Annotated in this window: 15 protein-coding genes; 5 read left to right on the top strand and 10 right to left on the bottom strand. The window is 61.2% G+C overall.

The features are described 5' to 3' along the window. Window positions 1–89: 89 nt before the first annotated feature. Complete coding sequence (locus tag B5V02_RS35315) at window positions 90–1,064, bottom strand: NAD-dependent epimerase/dehydratase family protein (protein WP_111548596.1); 975 nt, start codon at window positions 1,062–1,064, stop codon at window positions 90–92. 738 nt (window positions 1,065–1,802) lie between these two features. Between B5V02_RS35315 and B5V02_RS35310 the strand changes: the two genes are divergently transcribed. Both B5V02_RS35310 and B5V02_RS35305 read left to right on the top strand, forming a co-directional pair. Then, complete coding sequence (locus tag B5V02_RS35310) at window positions 1,803–2,576, top strand: NAD kinase (protein WP_111548595.1); 774 nt, start codon at window positions 1,803–1,805, stop codon at window positions 2,574–2,576. 192 nt (window positions 2,577–2,768) lie between these two features. After that, on the top strand, window positions 2,769–4,352 hold the full coding sequence (locus tag B5V02_RS35305; RefSeq protein ID WP_167458800.1) for a DEAD/DEAH box helicase: 1,584 nt from the start codon (window positions 2,769–2,771) through the stop codon (window positions 4,350–4,352). 135 nt (window positions 4,353–4,487) lie between these two features. Here the strand turns inward: B5V02_RS35305 and B5V02_RS35300 are convergent, their stop codons facing one another. Further along, window positions 4,488–5,381, bottom strand: a complete 894-nt coding sequence (locus B5V02_RS35300; RefSeq protein WP_111548593.1) for a LysR family transcriptional regulator — start codon at window positions 5,379–5,381, stop codon at window positions 4,488–4,490. Window positions 5,382–5,500: 119 nt separating this feature from the next. Between B5V02_RS35300 and B5V02_RS35295 the strand changes: the two genes are divergently transcribed. Both B5V02_RS35295 and B5V02_RS35290 read left to right on the top strand, forming a co-directional pair. Then, window positions 5,501–6,382: an NmrA/HSCARG family protein gene (locus B5V02_RS35295; protein WP_111548592.1), complete on the top strand. Its 882-nt coding sequence runs from the start codon at window positions 5,501–5,503 to the stop codon at window positions 6,380–6,382. Window positions 6,383–6,429: 47 nt separating this feature from the next. Then, complete coding sequence (locus tag B5V02_RS35290; protein WP_111548591.1) at window positions 6,430–6,702, top strand: DUF2798 domain-containing protein; 273 nt, start codon at window positions 6,430–6,432, stop codon at window positions 6,700–6,702. Between the two features lie 70 nt (window positions 6,703–6,772). On the opposite strand, the gene B5V02_RS35285 is transcribed toward B5V02_RS35290, so the two are convergent. The 8 genes from B5V02_RS35285 to B5V02_RS35250 all read right to left on the bottom strand — a co-directional run bounded on the left by B5V02_RS35285 (window position 6,773) and on the right by B5V02_RS35250 (window position 15,415). After that, the gene (locus tag B5V02_RS35285; protein ID WP_111548590.1) at window positions 6,773–7,378 is read right to left on the bottom strand and encodes a hypothetical protein; all 606 of its coding nucleotides are present in this window, start codon (window positions 7,376–7,378) and stop codon (window positions 6,773–6,775) included. A gap of 342 nt (window positions 7,379–7,720) precedes the next feature. Further along, a complete protein-coding gene (locus tag B5V02_RS35280) occupies window positions 7,721–8,371 on the bottom strand; it encodes a YiaD family glycine zipper/OmpA-like lipoprotein (RefSeq protein WP_027045634.1) in 651 nt (216 codons plus the stop codon). 153 nt (window positions 8,372–8,524) lie between these two features. After that, on the bottom strand, window positions 8,525–8,893 hold the full coding sequence (locus B5V02_RS35275; protein ID WP_111548589.1) for a GFA family protein: 369 nt from the start codon (window positions 8,891–8,893) through the stop codon (window positions 8,525–8,527). A gap of 224 nt (window positions 8,894–9,117) precedes the next feature. After that, window positions 9,118–9,495: a hypothetical protein gene (locus B5V02_RS35270; protein WP_111548588.1), complete on the bottom strand. Its 378-nt coding sequence runs from the start codon at window positions 9,493–9,495 to the stop codon at window positions 9,118–9,120. 192 nt (window positions 9,496–9,687) lie between these two features. After that, window positions 9,688–10,104: a GFA family protein gene (locus B5V02_RS35265; RefSeq protein WP_111548587.1), complete on the bottom strand. Its 417-nt coding sequence runs from the start codon at window positions 10,102–10,104 to the stop codon at window positions 9,688–9,690. Window positions 10,105–10,226: 122 nt separating this feature from the next. Continuing rightward, a protein-coding gene (gene prfB, locus B5V02_RS35260) for a peptide chain release factor 2 (RefSeq protein ID WP_111548586.1) occupies window positions 10,227–11,358 on the bottom strand; the annotation gives its coding sequence in 2 pieces (ribosomal slippage) (window positions 10,227–11,291 and window positions 11,293–11,358; 1,131 coding nt in all). A 117-nt stretch (window positions 11,359–11,475) separates the two neighbouring features. Continuing rightward, window positions 11,476–13,932, bottom strand: coding sequence for a penicillin-binding protein 1A (locus tag B5V02_RS35255; RefSeq protein WP_111548585.1), 2,457 nt, complete (start codon window positions 13,930–13,932; stop codon window positions 11,476–11,478). Window positions 13,933–14,146: 214 nt separating this feature from the next. Further along, window positions 14,147–15,415: an N-acetylmuramoyl-L-alanine amidase gene (locus B5V02_RS35250; protein WP_111548584.1), complete on the bottom strand. Its 1,269-nt coding sequence runs from the start codon at window positions 15,413–15,415 to the stop codon at window positions 14,147–14,149. Window positions 15,416–16,067: 652 nt separating this feature from the next. Between B5V02_RS35250 and B5V02_RS35245 the strand changes: the two genes are divergently transcribed. Then, the gene (locus B5V02_RS35245; protein WP_111548583.1) at window positions 16,068–19,061 is read left to right on the top strand and encodes an Rne/Rng family ribonuclease; all 2,994 of its coding nucleotides are present in this window, start codon (window positions 16,068–16,070) and stop codon (window positions 19,059–19,061) included. The last annotated feature ends 392 nt before the right edge of the window (window positions 19,062–19,453 follow it).

Raw genomic sequence — 19,453 nt, 5'->3', positions numbered from 1 at the left:
CATCCTAATGCATGTCGCCCAAAAGTGGCCCCGTTTTGGGGCAACGACATGCATAAAACAAAGACCTAAAGCGCGTCGCCTGAATCCGTTCAATCGCGACGCGCTTTAGACCGCATGGTCGCCGCGATCTGTTGGCGAAACCACTCGAACGTCCGCTCGATGCCTTCCTGGTAGCCGGTTTTCGCTTCCCAGCCAGGAAGGACATGCCTCGCCCAAGTCAGGTCCGGGCATCGGTTGGTTGGATCCTGGGGAACCGGAGGCTGGTGCTCGATGCGGCTGCCAGGAACAAGCGAGCTGACGAATTCAGCGATGCGCAGAACCGAAACCTCGTGATTGTTGCCGATGTTCAGCGGACCACGGTGCGAGATGCTGTCGCGCCAGAAGAAACGTTCCAGTCCTTCGACGATGTCGTCTACATAACCCCAGCTGCGCGATTGGGAACCGTCGCCGTAAACCGTCAGGATCCCTGTCGTCAGAGCCTGGATGACAAAGTTCGAAATGGCGCGGCCGTCGTCGATGCGGGTTCGCGGCCCATATGTGTTGAAAATCCTGACGACACGAACATCAAGCCCGCTGACGCGCTGCTGCTCGAACAGCAATGCCTCGGTGCAGCGCTTGCTTTCATCATAAGAGGCCCTGGGACCGGTGCAGTCCACCGATCCCCTGTAACTCTCGGGTTGCGGGGAAATCTCGGGATCGCCATAAATTTCCGAGGTCGAGGCAAAGCAGAAACGACCGCCGGGCTTGAGCAGCATCAGAAGATTGAGCGCGCCGCCTATGTTGGCCTTGATCGTGCGAACCGGCTCGCGCATGTACCATATCGGCGAAGCAGGCGATGCGAGATGGATGATCTCATCAAAGCGCTGACTGGATGAAAAGCTTTCGGCGTCGGCAATCTGGAGGCTGAAACGCGGGTCGGTGACATGCGCAATGTTTTGTCGCGCCCCGGTCCATAGATTGTCGACGACGACCAGCTTTTCCAGATCGCTTCGCCGCAGCAGACGGTCGATCAGATGTGAGCCTACGAAACCGCAGCCACCTGAAACCAACACGCTGCGCGACATGGAAAATTCCCCTCCAGACACTCGGCCAGTCAACGAGCCGCAGGGCTTGTTTCCCAAGAACAACGGATATGAGGCTACCGCCACCGATCCAAAAGCCTATCCGCCGATCAATGCTCTCATCTACGCCGCGAAGGGCCGCAAGTGCAACGAGCAAGCTTTGGCGGGCGCACGCCATCGACGCGCGGTGGCCGACCAGCCCGTGCTGAGGAGAAAACTGCTGAGCGATGAATCTGTCGCGAACCGAAGCAGGGCGCCAACCCTGTCGGCCATCGGGCAGATGATCGGTATGTCTTCGGGAGTTACAGCGCCCTTTGCGGGCATGGCGTTCCGGCTGCATCGCCGCAGCGCGACGCGGTGGGCTGAGGCCGGAAGCTCATCTCTTCGGACTGGCGCACGAGTGCGGCGAAGACAAGAGCGAAACTTCCCAGCATCAGAAAGACAATGATCAGGCGTGCTACCGGCAATATGTCGGCCTCAACTGGCTAGGCCCCACGCCACCCATCCACTGTCGGCTAACATGACCGATGCGGCTTTACGAGAGCTTAAGCCCGGTCTTAACCATCACATTCGCGTCGCCTTTGACATGATGCGCGAACGGCAGGTCCGCATCTCGCCGTTTTGCCACCGCCTCGCCGGCCGCAACAACGGCTCTCTTTGCAGACGTACCCTGCCCATGCTACCCCGGCGTTGGCGCGGCCCGGTAACCGGCCGCCGCCAACCGGTCGTCATCGGGGAGCCATGAGCCAAGCCGTCAGCCGCATCGCCTTCGTCTCGTCCGACACTGCTGACGCCAAGACGGCGCTGGAAAGCCTGTCGGCGCGCTATGGACAGTCCTCCATCGAGGATGCCGGGATCGTCGTCGCCCTTGGCGGTGACGGCTTCCTGCTGCAGACCCTGCGCGACACGATGGGGACGGGCAAGAAGGTCTACGGCATGAACCGTGGCACCATCGGTTTCCTGATGAATGAATATCGTTCCGGTGGCCTCACCGAGCGTCTCGCGGCCGCCGTCGCCGAAACGATCCGCCCGCTGGAGATGCTGGCGGTGACTTCGGAAGGCGAAACGGTTTCGGCGCTGGCGATCAACGAGGTGGCGCTCTGGCGCCAATCCTATCAGACGGCCAAGATCCGCATTACCGTCGACGAGCAGGTACGGCTCGAGGAACTAAGCTGTGACGGCGTGATGATCGCGACGCCGGCCGGATCCACCGCCTACAATCTTTCCGCGCATGGGCCGATCCTGCCACTCGACGCGCCACTCTTGGCGCTGACCCCGGTCAGCCCGTTTCGCCCGCGCCGCTGGCGCGGCGCGCTGCTCTCCAACAAGGCGACCGTGCGCTTCGACATCCTCGAGCCGGAAAAGCGGCCAGTGAACGCCGCCGCCGACCATACCGAGGTCAAGGCAGTGACCTCGGTAACGGTGCGGGAATCACCAACCGCGACCGCAACATTGCTGTTCGATCCCAATCATTCCTGGAACGAACGCATTCTCGCAGAGCAGTTCCGCTACTGAGCTGGCGCAGCTACCGACACCTCGATTAAGCATTGCGATTAAGGTTACAACTTCACAATCGTGCCATTGCCGCCCGTTTCTGTTGACAAATCGTGGGCTTGCGCCTAATCGCAATACCAATCTTGCAGGCGCGTGGCGCTTGCCGCGACAGACGCCGTTGCGCTTCCCCGAACCAGCCAAAGACAACAACACTTGTCCTCAGACACCACGATCGCTCCAGAAGCGTTGACATTTTCAGACCTCGGCCTGTCGCCGAAGGTCCTTTCCGCAGTCACCGATGCCGGCTACACCCAGCCGACTCCGATCCAGGCCGGCGCCATACCGCACGCCTTGCTCGGCAAGGATATTTTGGGCATCGCCCAGACCGGCACCGGCAAGACGGCTTCCTTCGTGCTGCCAATGCTGACCCGCCTCGAAAAAGGCCGGGCCCGCGCCCGCATGCCGCGCACGCTGATCCTGGAGCCGACCCGCGAGCTCGCCGCACAGGTCGAAGAGAATTTCATCAGATACGGCAAGAACCACAAGCTCAACATCGCGCTCTTGATCGGCGGTGTCTCGTTCGACGAACAGGACAAGAAGCTGGAGCGTGGCGCCGACGTGCTGATCGCGACACCCGGCCGCCTGCTCGACCACCGCGAGCGCGGCAAGCTGTTGCTCAACGGCGTCGAGATCCTCGTCATCGACGAAGCGGACCGTATGCTCGACATGGGCTTCATCCCCGACATCGAGCGCATCTGCGAGATGATCCCGTTCACCAGGCAGACGCTGTTCTTCTCGGCGACAATGCCGCCGGAAATCACCAAGCTCACCGAGAAATTCCTGCACGCGCCGGTGCGCGTCGAAGTCTCGAAGGCTGCGTCGGCCGCCACCAACATCATCCAGCGCCTGGTCAAATCCGGTTCCAAGCCCTGGGACAAGCGCGAGACGCTGCGCAACCTGATGAAGGCCGAGGACGCGGAGCTGAAGAACGCCATCATCTTCTGCAACCGCAAGGTCGAGGTGTCCGAGCTGTTCCGCTCGCTGCTGAAGTATGATTTCGACGCCGGCGCGCTGCATGGCGACATGGACCAGCGTGCGCGCATGCAGATGCTGGCCAATTTCCGCGACGGCAAGCTGCGCTATCTGGTCGCTTCCGACGTCGCCGCACGTGGCCTCGACATCCCTGACGTCAGCCACGTCTTCAATTATGACGTACCGATCCATGCCGAGGACTATGTCCACCGCATCGGCCGCACCGGCCGCGCCGGGCGCTCGGGCAAATCCTTCACCATCGCGACCAAGTCGGACACCAAGTATATCGACGCCATCGAGCGGCTGATCGGCAACAAGATCGAGTGGCATGATGGCGACCTGTCGACAGTGGTCGCCAGCGAAGGCGGCGAGGACGATGCTCCGCGCCGTGGCAAAGGCGCACCGCGCCGCGCCGGCCGCAAGGACGACGATCGCAAGGACAGGGGCGAGCGCAAACCACGCGAACGCCACGCCAGGCACAGCGAAGATGCGGCACCGGCAACGGTACGCGAGGATCAGCCCGTGGTGGCTGAGGTCGAAGTCGCCGACATCGGTGAACGGCGCGCGCGCAAGGATGCGATCCGCTCGGAAAACACCGAGCGCAAATCGTCCGATCGTAACGAACAGCGCGCTCCGGAACGTGGTGACACCAGGCCGCAGCGCGACAGCAATCGCCCTGCCCGCCACCGCCAGGAAGACAATGACACCACCGTCGGCTTCGGCGACGACATGCCGGCCTTCATGCGGATCGTCGCCAAGGTCTGATACCATAGAGCCGCGCGTCCCGAGGATGCGCAGCTCTCTTGGAGCCCGCTCCCGGATCAATCGGCGCCATGCGCGGTAACCGCAAAACAGGCCCCGGTCACTCCTGACCTGGGCGCTTCAAATAGCCGGTCGATGCTACAGGCTTTTGAGTTCCAGGCGGGATGCTAATAAATCCAGAAACGCGCGAACCTTGGCCGAAGATGACCGGCCTTCCTGCCACAAGGCATGGATCGGCACCGGCGCCGGCTCGAATTCCGTCAAAACCAGCTCGACGCGACCATCGTCCACCAAATGTCTTATCTGCCAAAGAGGCGAGAAGCCCAAACCCAGTCCGTGGACTGCGGCGGCATAGACCGAGGTCATCAGATTGGAGCGAAAAGCGCCTGCGACCTTCACGGTCCGGGGTTTCCCGTCGATCTGAAACGTCCATTCACCTGGACGCTCGTTAACGGTTCTGATGATGCAACTGTGCTCATTCAGTTCGAAGGGATGGGTCGGCCGGCCGCACCGCGCAAAATAGGAAGGTGCGCCGAACACAACGCGCCGCAACGCCCCCAGGCGTTTAGCTTTCAAGTTGGAATCCGGCAAGTCGCCGATGCGTATTGCCAGATCGAGACCTTCGGCACCAAGATCGGCAAATCCATCGGAAAGTTGAAGATCGACCTCGACCCGGGGATACGTCCGCATGTATTCGGCGATGACAGGCATCAGGACGTTCGGGCCAAACAGAACTGGCGCCCCGACGCGCAGGACGCCTGATGGCTCCGATCGTTGATTGATCGCTTGAAGTCTTGCGTCGTTTATTTCGTCGACCGCGGGTTTGATCCGGTTGAAAAAGGCTGCCCCGACTTCACTCGGTGTCGAGCGACGCGTTGTCCTGTGGACCAGCTCGACGCCGACTGATTCCTCCAGCGCCGCCAAGGACCGGCTGACCGACTGCAGCGAGCGGTTCAGCCGGCGCGCGGCAGTCGTCAGACTTCCATGCTCGATGATCGCGATGAAAGCCTCGAAATCGTCTATCCGGCTCATGCATTCTCCCGGCAATCGACATAATCTATCGCAAAATCGGACAATTGTAACACCGATTGCGACATCGTACCTCCCTGTAAGTTGTCCCGCGAGGACAGGCTTGTGGGAAGGGAGTTGTCATGCAAGCACTCAATCCAACCGTGCTGGTTGTTGGCGCCAGCGGTCGATTCGCCGGACTGGTCGTGCCCGAACTTGTGCGCCGCAATGCCACGGTTCGAGCGCTCGTCCATGATCCGGCGAACGCCGAGAAGGCCCGAATGCTAGGCGCATCCGAGGTCGCCACTGGCGATTTGCGCAATCGCCGGAGCCTCGAAAGAGCCGTCGAGGGCGTCGCCGGGGTCTTCCATATTGGACCGGCCTTTGCCCCCGATGAAGCCGCCATGGGGGTTGCCATGGTTGAGGCTGCGGCGCAGGCGGGCGTTCAAAAATTCGTCTTCTCGTCGGTGATCCAGCCGACCAATACGAAGCTGGAAAACCATGCGAGCAAGGTGCCCGTCGAGGACGCTCTCTACTCGACAACGATGGAATACACGATCCTGCACCCGGCCAATTTCATGCAGAATATCGCAGCGGCCTGGCCGTCCGTCGTTGAGCATGGTGTTTTCTCGGAACCGTTTCCAAAGACAGCGAAGGTGGCGCGTGTCGACTACCGCGATGTTGCCGAAGTGGCAGCGATCGCATTGACCGAAGCGCGACTGTCCTATGCGACGATCGAATTATGCGCGGGTATGCATAGCCGGGAAGAGATCGCGTCAATAATGGGAGAGGAACTTGGCCGCCCGGTCTTCGCGGGCGAGCCGACATTTGCCGAGTGGGCCGCGAATGCCCGCCTCCCCTACAGTGACCGCCAGATGCAATTGTTGGCCAAGGTATATGGCCACTACGCCGACTATGGCCTTGGCGGGAACAGTCTGACATTGCGCACCGCCTTGGGCCGGGAACCGCGTTCGTTGCGCAGCTTCATTCGGAACCTGGCCCTGCAAACGGCGCATGCCACCTGATCGCGCTCAGCCGCGCATACGTCCACTTTCTGAACAGGAGATACTTGATGCGAGCGTTATCGGACAAGGTTTTGAAATCGAGGAAACTACCGCCCTCCTACAATGCGCTGGTAATGCCATTCGTTCTTTCCATCCTGATGTCGTGCATTGTTTCCGCGGTATCGACGCTGATCAATGCGGGCTGGACAACCGGTTTCGTGGCGACCTGGCCGTATGCATGGGGAGCATCATGGCTTGTGGCGTTTCCGAGTCTGCTGCTGGTCTTGCCGATCGTGCGCCGGATCGTTGCGGCAATTGTCGATCAGCCGACCTCGTCCTGACGGCATCGCCAACAAAGGCAAGCCGGCCATCCGGCTTGCCCCTGCGTATGCTCCAAGCCCGGCTCACCCGTTACATCGGGCCAGGCATCATCTTGGTCGGTTTCTCCAGCATCGGAAACTCGGCCTTGTTGCATTTCACATTCGGGTTCGTCGGACTGAACATGCCGTTCGGATTGTCCCCGAGCCAGGCGTGAAGATCGTAGTGGACGAACTCCCTTGGGATGAGCGGATAGTGTCCCTCCATCGGGCCCATGAAGGTTTGGCCAAACAGCTTCGGCGGCGCTTTGATGTCCGGCGTCAGCGGCACCAGCCATTCCACCCCGACCAGGCGCAGGCCTTTTTTCGTCGGTTCGTAGATCAGCACATTGGGGTGCATCGGATCGAGTTTCTGGCCGATACTTGGGACGTTGACGAAATGGATACCCATGGCGCCTTTCGGGTAATCCATCGCGCCGGGTATCTTTTCTCCGCTGTAGTAGACGCAGCCGACTGTCGACAGATAGAGGTCGCGGACGGCGGCGGTGTAGTCCTCATATTTGGCGAGCGACTTTCTTAAGGCGTCGATGTCGGCTTTGTTGGCGTCCTCGGCCCCAGCCGTAGCGACGCCCAACCATGCGCCTATAAGACTTGTTAAAGCCAGGACGCCGCAACGCCCAAGGCTGGCTGTTCTTGTCATGCATTCCTCCCAGATTTTCTGATCTGGCCGTGCAAGACCGAGGCGGGGAAAAAATGCTGATTGCGCGGCCAGTTGTACCGCCTCATCCCTCCGGAACAGGGACAATGCTATTCCTTTCCATGGTTGCGGGAAACTAGTTAATTAGAACTAGCTAATTCTCTAAATCGCGTCGCGTCGAAACGGATTCATGCGACGCGCTTTGAGCCTTTGTTTCTATGCATGTCGTTGTCTCGAACCGGCACCACTTTTGAGCGACATGCATTAGTGCGCCAATCTGCGCCGACGTCCGTTCAAACAAAAACGGCCCCACGTGGGGCCGTTTTGCATTCGCTTGCCAACAGATCAGGTGAGCGGCGACAGCTGGATCTCGACGCGGCGGTTCTGGGCGCGGCCTTCGGCCGTCGCATTGGACGCGACCGGGCGCGTCTTGCCAAAGCCGGTGACGGCGAAGCGGCGCTGATCGACGCCCTGGCCGGACAGGTAGTTGGCCACCGCCAGCGCGCGACGCTGCGACAGATCGAAATTGTGCTGGTCGCCGCCGGTCGAATCGGTGTGGCCGAAAACGTCGACCGTGGTCTGCTTGAACTTCTTCAACACCAGCGCGACCGAGTTCAGCACCTGGTAGAAACCGGGCTTCACCGCATCCTGATCCGTGTTGAAGGTGATGTCGGACGGCATGTTGAGGATGATCTGGTCGCCGCTGCGGGTGACGCTGACACCAGTGCCCTCGAGCTGCCGGCGCAGCTCGGCCTCGTTCTGGTCCATGGTAGCGCCGATGGCACCGCCGGCAAGCGCGCCGATGCCCGCGCCGATCAGCGCGTTGCGGCGGTCGTTGCCGCCGGCAAGTAGGCCAAGGCTGGCACCCGCCAGGGCGCCAAGGCCGGCACCAGCGGCGGTGTTGGAAATCTTCTGATCGCCCGTGTACGGATCGGTGGTGGTGCAGGCGCTCACAAGCAAAGCCGTCGCCACGACGACGAGCACAGTCTTTTTCATAGGATCGTCCCTCTCCAAGTCACGCCATTGCGATGGCGCCAAATCAGCCCTTCCCGCGACTTGTAACATGAAATGCGGCGAAAAACGGAACGGCAAAAGCTGCCGCCGCGGCTTTTCCCCGGCGCCAATTGGCCGGTCGCCCTCCTCGCGAGGTTACCAGAGGTTCTTGCCGTCGATGACCACCACTTCGACCTTGTCGAGATCGAAATCATCGAACAGCCGCGAATTGACGCTGATCTTGGGATTGTCGAAATCCGGTTCGCCTGTCGACCAGTCCGGCGTCTCCGTGAAAGTGCCGCAGCCGCACGTGGCGCAAAAACCGTGCTTTACGGTTTTCGACCCCCACTGGTAGACAGAAACGTTCTCCGGCGGGCTGGTGAGCTTGAATTGCGACGGGAGGTAGTAGGCCCACAGCGAGCCGCGTTTCGAGCAGAACGAACAGGTGCATTGCGTTACCGTCTGCGGTGCCTGCGAAACCTCGAATGTCGTCGCCTTGCAGTGACAGCTTGCCTTGATGGTCATCAACGAACTCCCTCCTGTCGCCCCGCCTGGTGCGGCAAAAGCAGCATAAACAGGCGCTCCTGACAACTGTCTGTCAGCAGACCACCAGACACGCTGGCGCAGCGCAAAAAATGACGCGTCGGCCTAAGCTTTCTGGCCAGGCCTAAAGCGCGTGGCGTCGAAACGGATTCATGCGACGCGCTTTAAGTCTTTGTTTCCATGCATGTCGTTTTGAGCGACATGCATTAGTAGGATGACGGTGGCACGAACAGGCAGATGGTCTTGCCGGCATCGAGTCCGGCTTCATGCGCGCACCAATGGAATTCGCCGTCGGGCGAATCCTTGATCCGTCTGTCGCTGTAGGCCAACACCTCCCCGGTGTCCTTGATGACATAGCCATCCGGGCGCTCGCTGATCGAGGTCTGCGACACTTCATGGCAATCGTAGTTGGCGCAGCAGGCGAACGGATAGCTCCAGCCTTGCGGCTTCGCCGCGGTCGGCTTGGCGTCATGCGCCAGCGCCGGCGCCGACAGCATTGCTATCATTGGAATTGCGAGCAGGGAAAACAGGAGTCGGCCGGCCGGGTGAACGGCTTTGGCCGATCTGGGTGTGGCAGCAGACATGGAAACGTTCCTTTCAAACGAGCATCAAGCGTTTCGCTTGCCCGTTCCCGGAACGTGTCTTCCCAGCGGCTGGATCATCAGCTAGCAGATATGCCGCGCCCAGCCATAAATGCTTTTTGTCTCCCCTCAATGCCGTGATGGTGAGCGCAAATGTGAGTCGGCGCAAGAAATTGCTACGTGGCCGGCCGACGCCTATTCGTCGACAGCTCCGACGACATGCTCTTGATATTGCGGCAGGTTGTCGGTGATGGTGAACCAGCCCGCCTTGGAGCCGACGAAGATATGAGCGGACGGGCGGATGGACGGATCGTCGGCAAGGGTTCCCATCGCCACGTGGACAAAAGCCCCCTCGCGAACGAGCGAGTAGAGTAACGAACCGCACAGCCCGCAATGCGCATCATGGCCGCTTTGATCACCAAAGATCAGAAGCTTGTCCTCGCCTTCGGTGAGGACAAATTTCTCGCGCTCGATACCGGCGAATGGCTTGAAGGCCGAACCCGTGGTTCGTCGGCAATTGGAACAGTGGCAGTTGGCCGCGTAAACAAATTCGTCCCGAACGGCGTATTGCACAGCGCCGCACAGACATTTTCCGACAAGCTTGCGAGCCATCGCTTATCCCGGTCTATATGAGGTCGCGGTTCTATCTGTTTGTTTGAGCATGATCTCTGGACAAACGGTTTCCGTTTGTCCGAGAAAACCGGTACCCACTTTTCGGGATCATGCTCTAGGGATCAATCCAGATCCGCCACCGTTTCACCCGCGCCGCCTTCGATACGCTGCGACAATGAGGCTTCCATGAAATCGTCGAGGTCGCCATCGAGCACGCTCGACGGGCTGGTGCTCTCGACGCCGGTGCGAAGATCCTTCACCAGCTGGTAGGGCTGCAGCACATAGGAGCGGATCTGGTGACCCCAGCCGATATCGCTCTTCGACGCTTCGGTGGCGTTCGCAACCGCTTCACGCTTCTTCAGCTCTTCCTCGTAGAGGCGCGAGCGCAGCATCTCCCACGCCTTGGCCTTGTTCTTGTGCTGCGACCGTTCGGCCTGGCAGGCGACCGCGATGCCGGTGGCAAGGTGGGTGATGCGCACCGCCGAATCGGTGGTGTTGACGTGCTGGCCGCCCGAGCCGGACGAGCGATAGGTGTCGATGCGGACATCGGATTCGGAAACGTCGATCTCGATCGTGTCATCGATGACCGGATAGACCCAGATGCTGGCGAACGACGTATGCCGGCGCGCATTGCTGTCATAGGGCGAAATGCGCACCAGGCGATGAACGCCCGATTCCGTCTTCAGCCAGCCATAGGCGTTGTGGCCCTTGATGAGCAGCGTGGCGGACTTGATGCCGGCCTCTTCGCCGTCATGCACTTCCAGCACTTCGACCTTGAAGCGGCGCCGCTCGGCCCAGCGCGTGTACATGCGCAAAAGCATCGAGGCCCAGTCCTGGCTTTCGGTGCCGCCGGCGCCGGCATGGACTTCAAGATAGGTGTCGTTGGCATCGGCCTCGCCCGACAGCAGCGTCTCGACCTGGCGAGCTTTCGCTTCGCCCTGCATCGAACGGAGCGCGGCTTCCGCCTCGGCGATGACGCCTTCGTCGCCCTCTTCCTCACCGAGTTCGATCAGCCCGATATTGTCTTCCAGCGCCTGCGTAAGGCCTTTCACCGAGGCGATGCCTTCCTCGAGGCCCTGCCGTTCGCGCATCAGCTTCTGCGCTTCCAGCGGTTCGTTCCAGAGGCTGGCGTCCTCGGCGCGCACGTTGAGGTATTCAAGCCGCTTTATGGCCTGATCCCAGTCAAAGATGCCTCCTCAGCAGGGTAATCGCCTGCCTGATCTCGTCGACAATATTCTGCGTTTCCGCGCGCATGGCTGGCTGTTCTGTCCTGTTTGATGAAATCGCTCGGCGCGATACATAGGCAGGCTGCCGCCGGCTGTAAAGCAAAATGGGCTGGCGCAAGGCCAGCCCATCCGCTCATGAAAATCGTCAGTAGAGGCCGCCGCCGCCGGACTGGATGGCCTGGTTGGCCTGCGGCGACAGCGCACCGCCGGTGGCATTGGAGCCGTCGGCGCCCATGCCGATCACCCAATAGCTGTCGGCGGGTCCGGTACCCGGCTTGAAGGCTTCGATGATGGTGCCGGGATCGCCCGAAGCGGCACGCATGCCGGTCTTGCGATTGATGGCGACCAGATTCATGCCTTCCGGCACCTTGAAGTCGACATTTGGCGTGCCATCCAGCGCCACCCGCATGAAGTCCTTGAAGATAGGTGCCGCGAGACCACCACCGGTAGCGCCATGGCCGAGGCCGCGCGGCGTGTCGTAGCCCATGTAGAGGCCGACGACGAGGTTGGGCGTAAAGCCGATGAACCAGGCGTCCTTTTCGTCGTTCGTCGTTCCGGTCTTACCGGCGATGTGGCGGCCGAGTTCGCCGATGGTGGCGCCGGTGCCACGCTGCACAACACCTTCCATCATCGAGGTGATCTGATAGGCGGTCATCGGATCGAGCACCTGCTCGGAATTGTCGACCAGTTCCGGTTCCGGCTGGTTCTGCCATTCGGGCGCATTGCAGCCCTGGCAGCCACGTTCGTCCTGCTTGAACACCGTCTTGCCGTAGCGGTCCTGGATGCGGTCGATCAGCGACGGCTTGATCGACTTGCCGCCATTGGCCATGATCGAGTAGGCCGACACCATGCGCATCACGGTCGTTTCGCCGGAGCCCAGCGCCATCGGCAGATATGGCGCAAGATGGTCGTAGACACCAAAACGCTCGGCATATTCGACGACCAGCTTCATGCCCATGTCGTTGGCAAGCCGCACAGTCATCAGGTTGCGCGACTTCTCGATGCCGGAGCGCAATGTGGCCGGACCAGCAACGGTGCCGTCATAGTTCTTCGGCGTCCAGGTCGTGTTGCCGCTCTGGATGGTGATCGGCCCGTCCATGATCACCGAGGCCGGTGTATAGCCATTGTCGAGTGCTGCCGAATAGACGATCGGCTTGAACGAGGAACCAGGCTGGCGCATGGCTTGCGTCGCGCGGTTGAATTCGGACTGCGCGTAGGAGAAGCCGCCGACCATGGCCAACACGCGGCCGGTATGCGGATCCATGGCGATCAGGCCGCCCTCCACCTCGGGAACCTGGCGCAGGCTGTATGCGCCATCGGCGCCATCGTTCTTCTGCACGAAGATGACGTCGCCCGGCTTCAACACGTCGGCCGGCGACTTGGCCTTGACGGTCTTGCCGTCGACCACATGGCGCATGGCGAACCCCATGTCATCCTTGCTGACGGTGCCTTCGACGCGTTCCTTGACGATCTCGCCCGACGCCTGGCGCGCCGGCTGGAGGCCGATCGACAGGCCGGCCTCCGAACTGTCGAGCACGACGGCCAGCGACCATTCGGGGACATCCTCCAGCCCCTTGACGTTGCCCAGCGGCACGCCCCAGTCGCCGGACACGTCGATGGTCGTCACCGGTCCGCGATAACCGCGCAGCGTGTCGTATTTCATCAACCCGTTCTGCATCGCCTTGCGGGCGATGAGCTGAACCTTCGGATCAAGCGTCGTGCGGACGGAAAGGCCGCCTTCGTAAAGCGCATTCTCGCCGTAACGGGCGATGATCTGGCGACGCACCTCCTCGGTGAAGTACTCGCCGGCAAAGAGATAGGTGCCGTTGCGGCGCGGCGTCACGCCCAGCGGCTCGGCCTTGGCCTTGGCGCCTTCCTCGCGCGTCACGTAGCCATTCTCGACCATCTGGTCGATGACCCAGTTGCGGCGCTCCAGCGCGCGATCGGCATGCTTGAAAGGATGGTAGTTGTTCGGTCCCTTCGGCAGCGACGCTAGATAGGCAGCCTCGGCCACGGTCAGTTCGTTGACCGACTTGTCGAAATAAGTCAGCGCCGCACCGGCGACGCCATAGGCGCCGAAGCCGAAAAAGATTTCGTTGAGGTAGAGCTCGAGAATACGATCCTTGGGATAGGCCTGCTCGATGCGGAAGGCGAGGATCATCTCCTTGATCTTACGCTCATAGGTCTGGTCCGAGGACAACAGGAAGTTCTTCGCCACCTGCTGGGTGATCGTCGAGGCGCCGACCTGGCGCTTGCCAGAGCCAAAATTCTGCAGGTTGACGATGATGGCGCGGCCAAGGCCGGTCACGTCGATGCCGGGGTGATTGTAGAAGTTCTTGTCTTCGGCGGACAGGAAGGCCGCCTTGACGCGATCCGGTATAGCCTGGATCGGCAGGTACAGGCGCCGCTCGCGGGCATATTCGGCCATCAGCGCGCCGTCCGAGGCATGGATGCGGGTGGTCACCGGCGGCTCGTATTTGGCTAGCACCTCGTAGTCGGGCAGATCCTTCGCCAAATGGCCGATGTAGATCGCAACGCCCGCCGCGACCAGAAGGGCCAGCGTCGTGCCGATGCCGAAAAAATAGCCAATGAGACGAATCATACCCGCTCCAGTCCTTGGTTCGGGAATTTCCTAAACGAAGCCGCCTTCCACGCAAGCTTTCGAGCCGGTCCCAATCCGCAATCGAAAACCCATGTCGCCACCATGTGGACAAAATACGGCAATGCCTGAATTCGTGACCGCGAGCCGGAAATAAAAGGCACAAGCTGTTGTCGCCGCGCAACGCTGCCTCTGGTCGTGGGCGACGCCGAGCATGTCAGCCTCCGGTTCCGGCCCCTGCTCCGGCCTTGGCTGAAGCGAAAAGCGCGACGGCATTGGTTATACTTTGAGCCGCCTTGCCGCGCCAGTCGGCATTGAGCAATTGCGCCTCGTCCTTGGCATTCGAGAGATAACCGAGTTCGACCAGCACGGATGGCACGTCAGGTGCTTTCAGCACCTTGAACCCCGCCGAACGCTGCGGATTGTTGATAAGGCCGACGCTGGTCGAAAGCTGGCCGACCAGCGTGTGGGCGAAACTCATCGAGAAATTGTGCGTTTCGCGGCGGATCAGGTCGATCAGGATGTCGGTGACTTCCTTGTTGTCGTTCTTGATTTCCATGCCGGCGAACTGGTCGGAGAGATTTTCGCGGTCGGCAAGCGCCTGCGCCTCGGGATCCGAAGCCTTGTCGGAAACGGTGTAAACGGTGGCGCCGCGAATGCCCTTGACGCTGATTGTGTCGGCGTGGATCGAAATAAGCAGGTCGGCCTCGTGCTGTCGTGCAATGCGCACGCGATCATCCAAACGCAGGAATTCGTCGGTACTGCGCGTCATGAACACATCATATTTGCCGACGGCCGCCAGCTTGTCGCGCAACTCGGTGGCGAAGGCGAGCGTGACGTTCTTTTCGATGGTGCCGTTCAGGCCCTCGGCGCCGCCGTCGACACCGCCATGGCCTGGATCGATGACGACGGTGAAGCGATGGCCCGGATTGGAGACCGGTCCGGTGCCGACCCGCCCTCCCTTGTCGGTCGAAACTGTCGATCCGGTGGTCAGCGCCTGATTGGCAAGTGCCGCGTCGAACTCGCGTTCGGAGACTGCCGACATGTCGATTGCGATGCGGTAGCCGGTTCCGTCCTCGTTCTTGAGCACATCGAGCTTGTCGACGGCAAACGGTCCCTTGCCGGTGAGGATCAGCCGCGAAACGCCCTCGCCGAGCTCGCCCAGGCGCACGCCCCTGACCAGGCCGCGCGCCTTCAAGTCCTTGGCGTTAATGGCGAATCTCGTATTCGCAAGATCGATCACAAGACGATTGGGGCCGCGCAGGAGGAACCATTTGACGTCAGGTTCGCGATCGAAATCGATGACGATGCGCATCTTGGTGGCATCGCCCGCCATCTTGTAGCCTTTTGCCACGAGCGGTGCGTCGGCGGCATCGGCAACTGAGGACGAAGCGGAAGAGATCGCCAGCAACAGCAGGAGGCAAAAGGCACTGATGATCTGGCCGCCAACACGACATCCCTTGTCTGTGAAGTCTGCCCGTCCCATTTCTCTTCCAGTCGCTCCCGGTTTGGCGCCAGGCGCCCGCTGTTTCGTCGAAGTGCCGGTTAGGCCGCGAACTCGATTAACGATTGGTATCCAGAGAAGGTTAACCAAGCCTTTTCATGCAAGGGTCGGACCTGTACTTACGTTACGGAACTGCTTTTTGCCGGCATCGGAAATCGGGGTTGCCTTCCACCCCGCCAAATCATAAAAGCGATAGTGGATCACTGCAATCCTGGAACCGCCCTCCTCCGCAGCTTCCTGCTACAGGGTCAGATGAAAAGGCGGCTCCTTTCGCTTCAAGCGAAAAGGGTTCAGGTGATCGCGACGAATTTCGCAGGTGTGCGCCCGTGGCGGGGGAATCGCCTGCGTGAGGAAAACGGCCGGGTTTGTTCCCGCGCCGGCTCTGTAAGAGCAAACAAGCTGGTCCGGTTCGTCCGGGCTTTGGTTCAAAAGGTTCTGCTGGTGACGATGGCTTCAAGCGCAATCATGGAAAGGTCCGCATCAAACCGCGCCACTATGGCTGCGGGCGGCACCGCTATGGCGCTCAAGCGGCGGCCGGCGGACGTTCAATTATCCGGCACCCACACTCCAGACACGCAGCAGCAGGCTTTGCCTCGCAAGCTGCGGCTGACGGCTGCCGGGGGGAAACGAAATAATGCCCAACAAAATGCTGATAGACGCCTCCCACCCGGAGGAAACACGCGTTGTCGTCGTTCGCGGTAACCGTATCGAAGAATTCGACTTTGAATCCCAGGACAAGAAGCAGCTCAAAGGAAACATCTACCTAGCCCGCGTAACGCGCGTAGAGCCCTCCCTTCAGGCAGCCTTTGTCGAATATGGCGGCAACCGTCACGGTTTTCTCGCCTTCAGTGAAATACACCCCGACTACTACCAGATTCCGGTCGCCGACCGTCAGGCACTGCTGCGCGCGGAAGCGCAGGAGGCTGAAGACGAGGAGGACGAGGACGGCGACGGCGATGATCGCCAGAGCCGCGATCGCGGGCGGCGCGGACGCCGGCGCGGTGGCAAGAGCCGCGACCGCGGTGACCACAGGCGCGATGCAGGCGCGGCCGGCGAGAGCGAAGGCTCCGGCGAGGCAAGCGAAGGCGCAGACAATGTCGGCGATGTCGTTGTCGAGGAGATCTCTCACACTTCCGAGATCATCGAACACGCGGCCGATACGTCCGAACATGTTGATACGTCCGAACATGCCGATGCCTCGCAACATGCCGATGCGTCCGAACATGCCGATGCGTCCGGACATGAGCAAGGTTCAGACGAGCAGGACGAAACCGAAACGCGCGAAGGCGGCCCGACGTCGATCGCCGCCTCGATCGAAGCCGATGTGATTTCCGAAGCCGTGCCGCAAGCGGAAGGCAGCGAAGCGACGTCAGGCGACAATGATCGCGGCATGCTCGAGGAAGTGCAATCCGCGCACCCGGACGACCACGAGGTTGAATCGGTCGGTGCCGAGGACGCGCTGGAAGAAGTGCGCAACCGCCGCAAGCCGGTGCGCCGCCAGTACAAGATCCAGGAAGTGATCAAGCGCCGGCAGATCCTGCTGGTGCAGGTCGTCAAGGAAGAGCGCGGCAACAAGGGTGCTGCCCTCACCACCTACCTGTCGCTTGCCGGCCGCTATTCGGTGCTGATGCCGAACACGGCGCGCGGCGGCGGCATTTCGCGCAAGATCACCAGCGCGGTCGACCGCAAGCGCCTCAAGGAGGTCGTTGCCGATCTCGAAGTGCCGCAGGGCATGGGCGTCATCCTGCGCACCGCAGGCGAGAGCCGCACCAAGGCCGAGATCAAGCGCGACTACGAATATCTGATGCGGCTTTGGGAAAATGTCCGCAGTCTCACCTTGCAATCCACGGCCCCCGCCTTGGTCTACGAGGAAGGCAGCCTGATCAAGCGCTCGGTGCGCGACCTCTACAACAAGGATATCGACGAGATTCTTGTCTCCGGCGAGGAAGGCTACCGCGAAGCCAAGGACTTCATGCGCATGCTGATGCCGAGCCACGCCAAGGTGGTTCAGCCGTTCCGCGACACGACGCCGATCTTCGTGCGCAATGGCATCGAGGCCCAGCTCGACCGCATGCTGCAACCGCAAGTGACGCTGAAGAGCGGCGGCTACATCATCATCAACCAGACCGAGGCGCTGGTCGCCATCGACGTCAATTCGGGCCGTTCCACCAAGGAGCACTCGATCGAGGACACCGCGCTCCACACCAATCTGGAAGCGGCCGAGGAAGTCGCCCGCCAGCTCAGGCTGCGCGATCTTGCCGGCCTGATCGTCATCGACTTCATCGACATGGAGGAGAACCGCAACAACCGCTCCGTCGAGAAGCGGCTGAAGGATCACCTCAAGAACGACCGTGCGCGCATCCAGGTCGGCCGCATCTCGCATTTCGGCCTGATGGAGATGTCACGCCAGCGTATCCGCGCCAGCGTGCTGGAATCGACCATGAAGCCCTGCCCGCATTGCGGCGGCACCGGCCATGTGCGGTCAGATTCATCGGTCGCGCTGATGGTGGTGCGGGCGATCGAGGAATTCCTGCTGAAGGATTCGCGCAGCCACATCACCGTGCGGACGCCGGCGGCGACCGCACTCTACGTGCTCAACCACAAGCGCGGCACGCTGGTGGAACTGGAAAGCCGCTTCGGCCTGACCATCACCGTCGAGGCCGACGATTCGGTTGGCGCGCAGCATTATGCGATCTTCCGCGGCGCGCTGGCTGAGAAGCCGGAAGGCTTTGTCGAGGCACGCAGCTTCCCGGCCTATGTCGAGCCGGAAGAGCCCGAGGACGAGATCGTGGTCGTCGAGGAAGACGACGAGGCGCCGGTGCAGGCCGAGCAGCCACGCCAGCAGCAGCCGCAGCAACAGCAGCCACGGCCTGCTGCCGGTGGTGAAGAAGGCGAAGGCCGCGACCGCAAGCGCCGCAAGCGCCGGCGGCGTCGTGGCGGCAAGGACCGCGACCGCGAACATGGCGCGCCTGCGGACGGGTCTCCCGTCTCCGCACCGGCCGATGAGTTCTCCGGCTCAGCTGCCGCTGCCAGCGATAGCGACGCGGAAGCGGACGACGAGGCTCCTCTCGGTGTTGCCGAAACGTCTGAAACGGTTGAAGCTTCGGATGAAGGCCAAGGCAAGAAGCGCCGGCGTGGCAAGCGCGGCGGCAAACGCAACCGTCGCGAAGACGGTGAAGGCGAGGCCGAAGCAAGCACTGGCGAAACGGTCGATGCATCCGACAGCGACGTCGCGGAAAGCGTGACGGTCTCCAGCGAGCCGGTAGTTGCCGCACCGGCCGAAGAGCCAGTGGCGCTGGCTCCGGCCAATGACGACGCGCCGAGCACGGAAAAGCCCAAGAAGCCGCGTCGTGCCGCCAAGCCGAAGAAGGCCGCGGCCGAGGTCGTCGCCGATGAGCCGGCTGCCGTTGCGGAAGCACCGGCCGAGACGCCGGCTACTGCGTCCGACGAGGCTCTGGCAGCGACTGTCGAGGAGGCACCGAAGGTCCGCCCGTCACGGCGCAAGCCGGCGGCCGTGGATGCGCCGGTCGTGCCGGTGGTGTCTTCGACCGTTGCCGACGAACCGGCGGCCAAGACCGAGGACAAGCCGAAGCGCGCCGGATGGTGGCAGCGGAAGGGCTTTTTCTAAGCCTTTCAGTCGCTTGAAGTGATTTCTTGACAAAAAATCCCGCGTTGTCCTGAAGGACGGCGCGGGATTTTTTCTGACACGAAGTCTCGAAGACATTCATGCCAACGTACATTCTTGACGAATGGTCGGAAAATAAAAACCTGTATCGAACACTGTAGACAAAATCGTCAATCGCGGCCGGCCACCGAGAGGACGAAAATGACCGACGATGAGGCCGATGAACATTATGAGAAATTTCGTGCCGCATATGCGCATCGAGAGCGTCTAGAGCGGGATGAATTTAGGTTGGTACATACCCGGCCTCGGTGAAGTAATTTCTGCATTCGGTTGAAGTGACGGTGCCGAGGATCTGACCGATGGCTTCGCAGACGGTCTCGACTGTTCGTCTGGCA

The organism is Mesorhizobium kowhaii (assembly GCF_003253745.1).
GTDB classification, from domain to species: domain Bacteria; phylum Pseudomonadota; class Alphaproteobacteria; order Rhizobiales; family Rhizobiaceae; genus Mesorhizobium; species Mesorhizobium kowhaii.
Note: the sequence above shows the minus strand (reverse complement) of the source record. Positions and strands in the feature narration are given on the sequence as shown.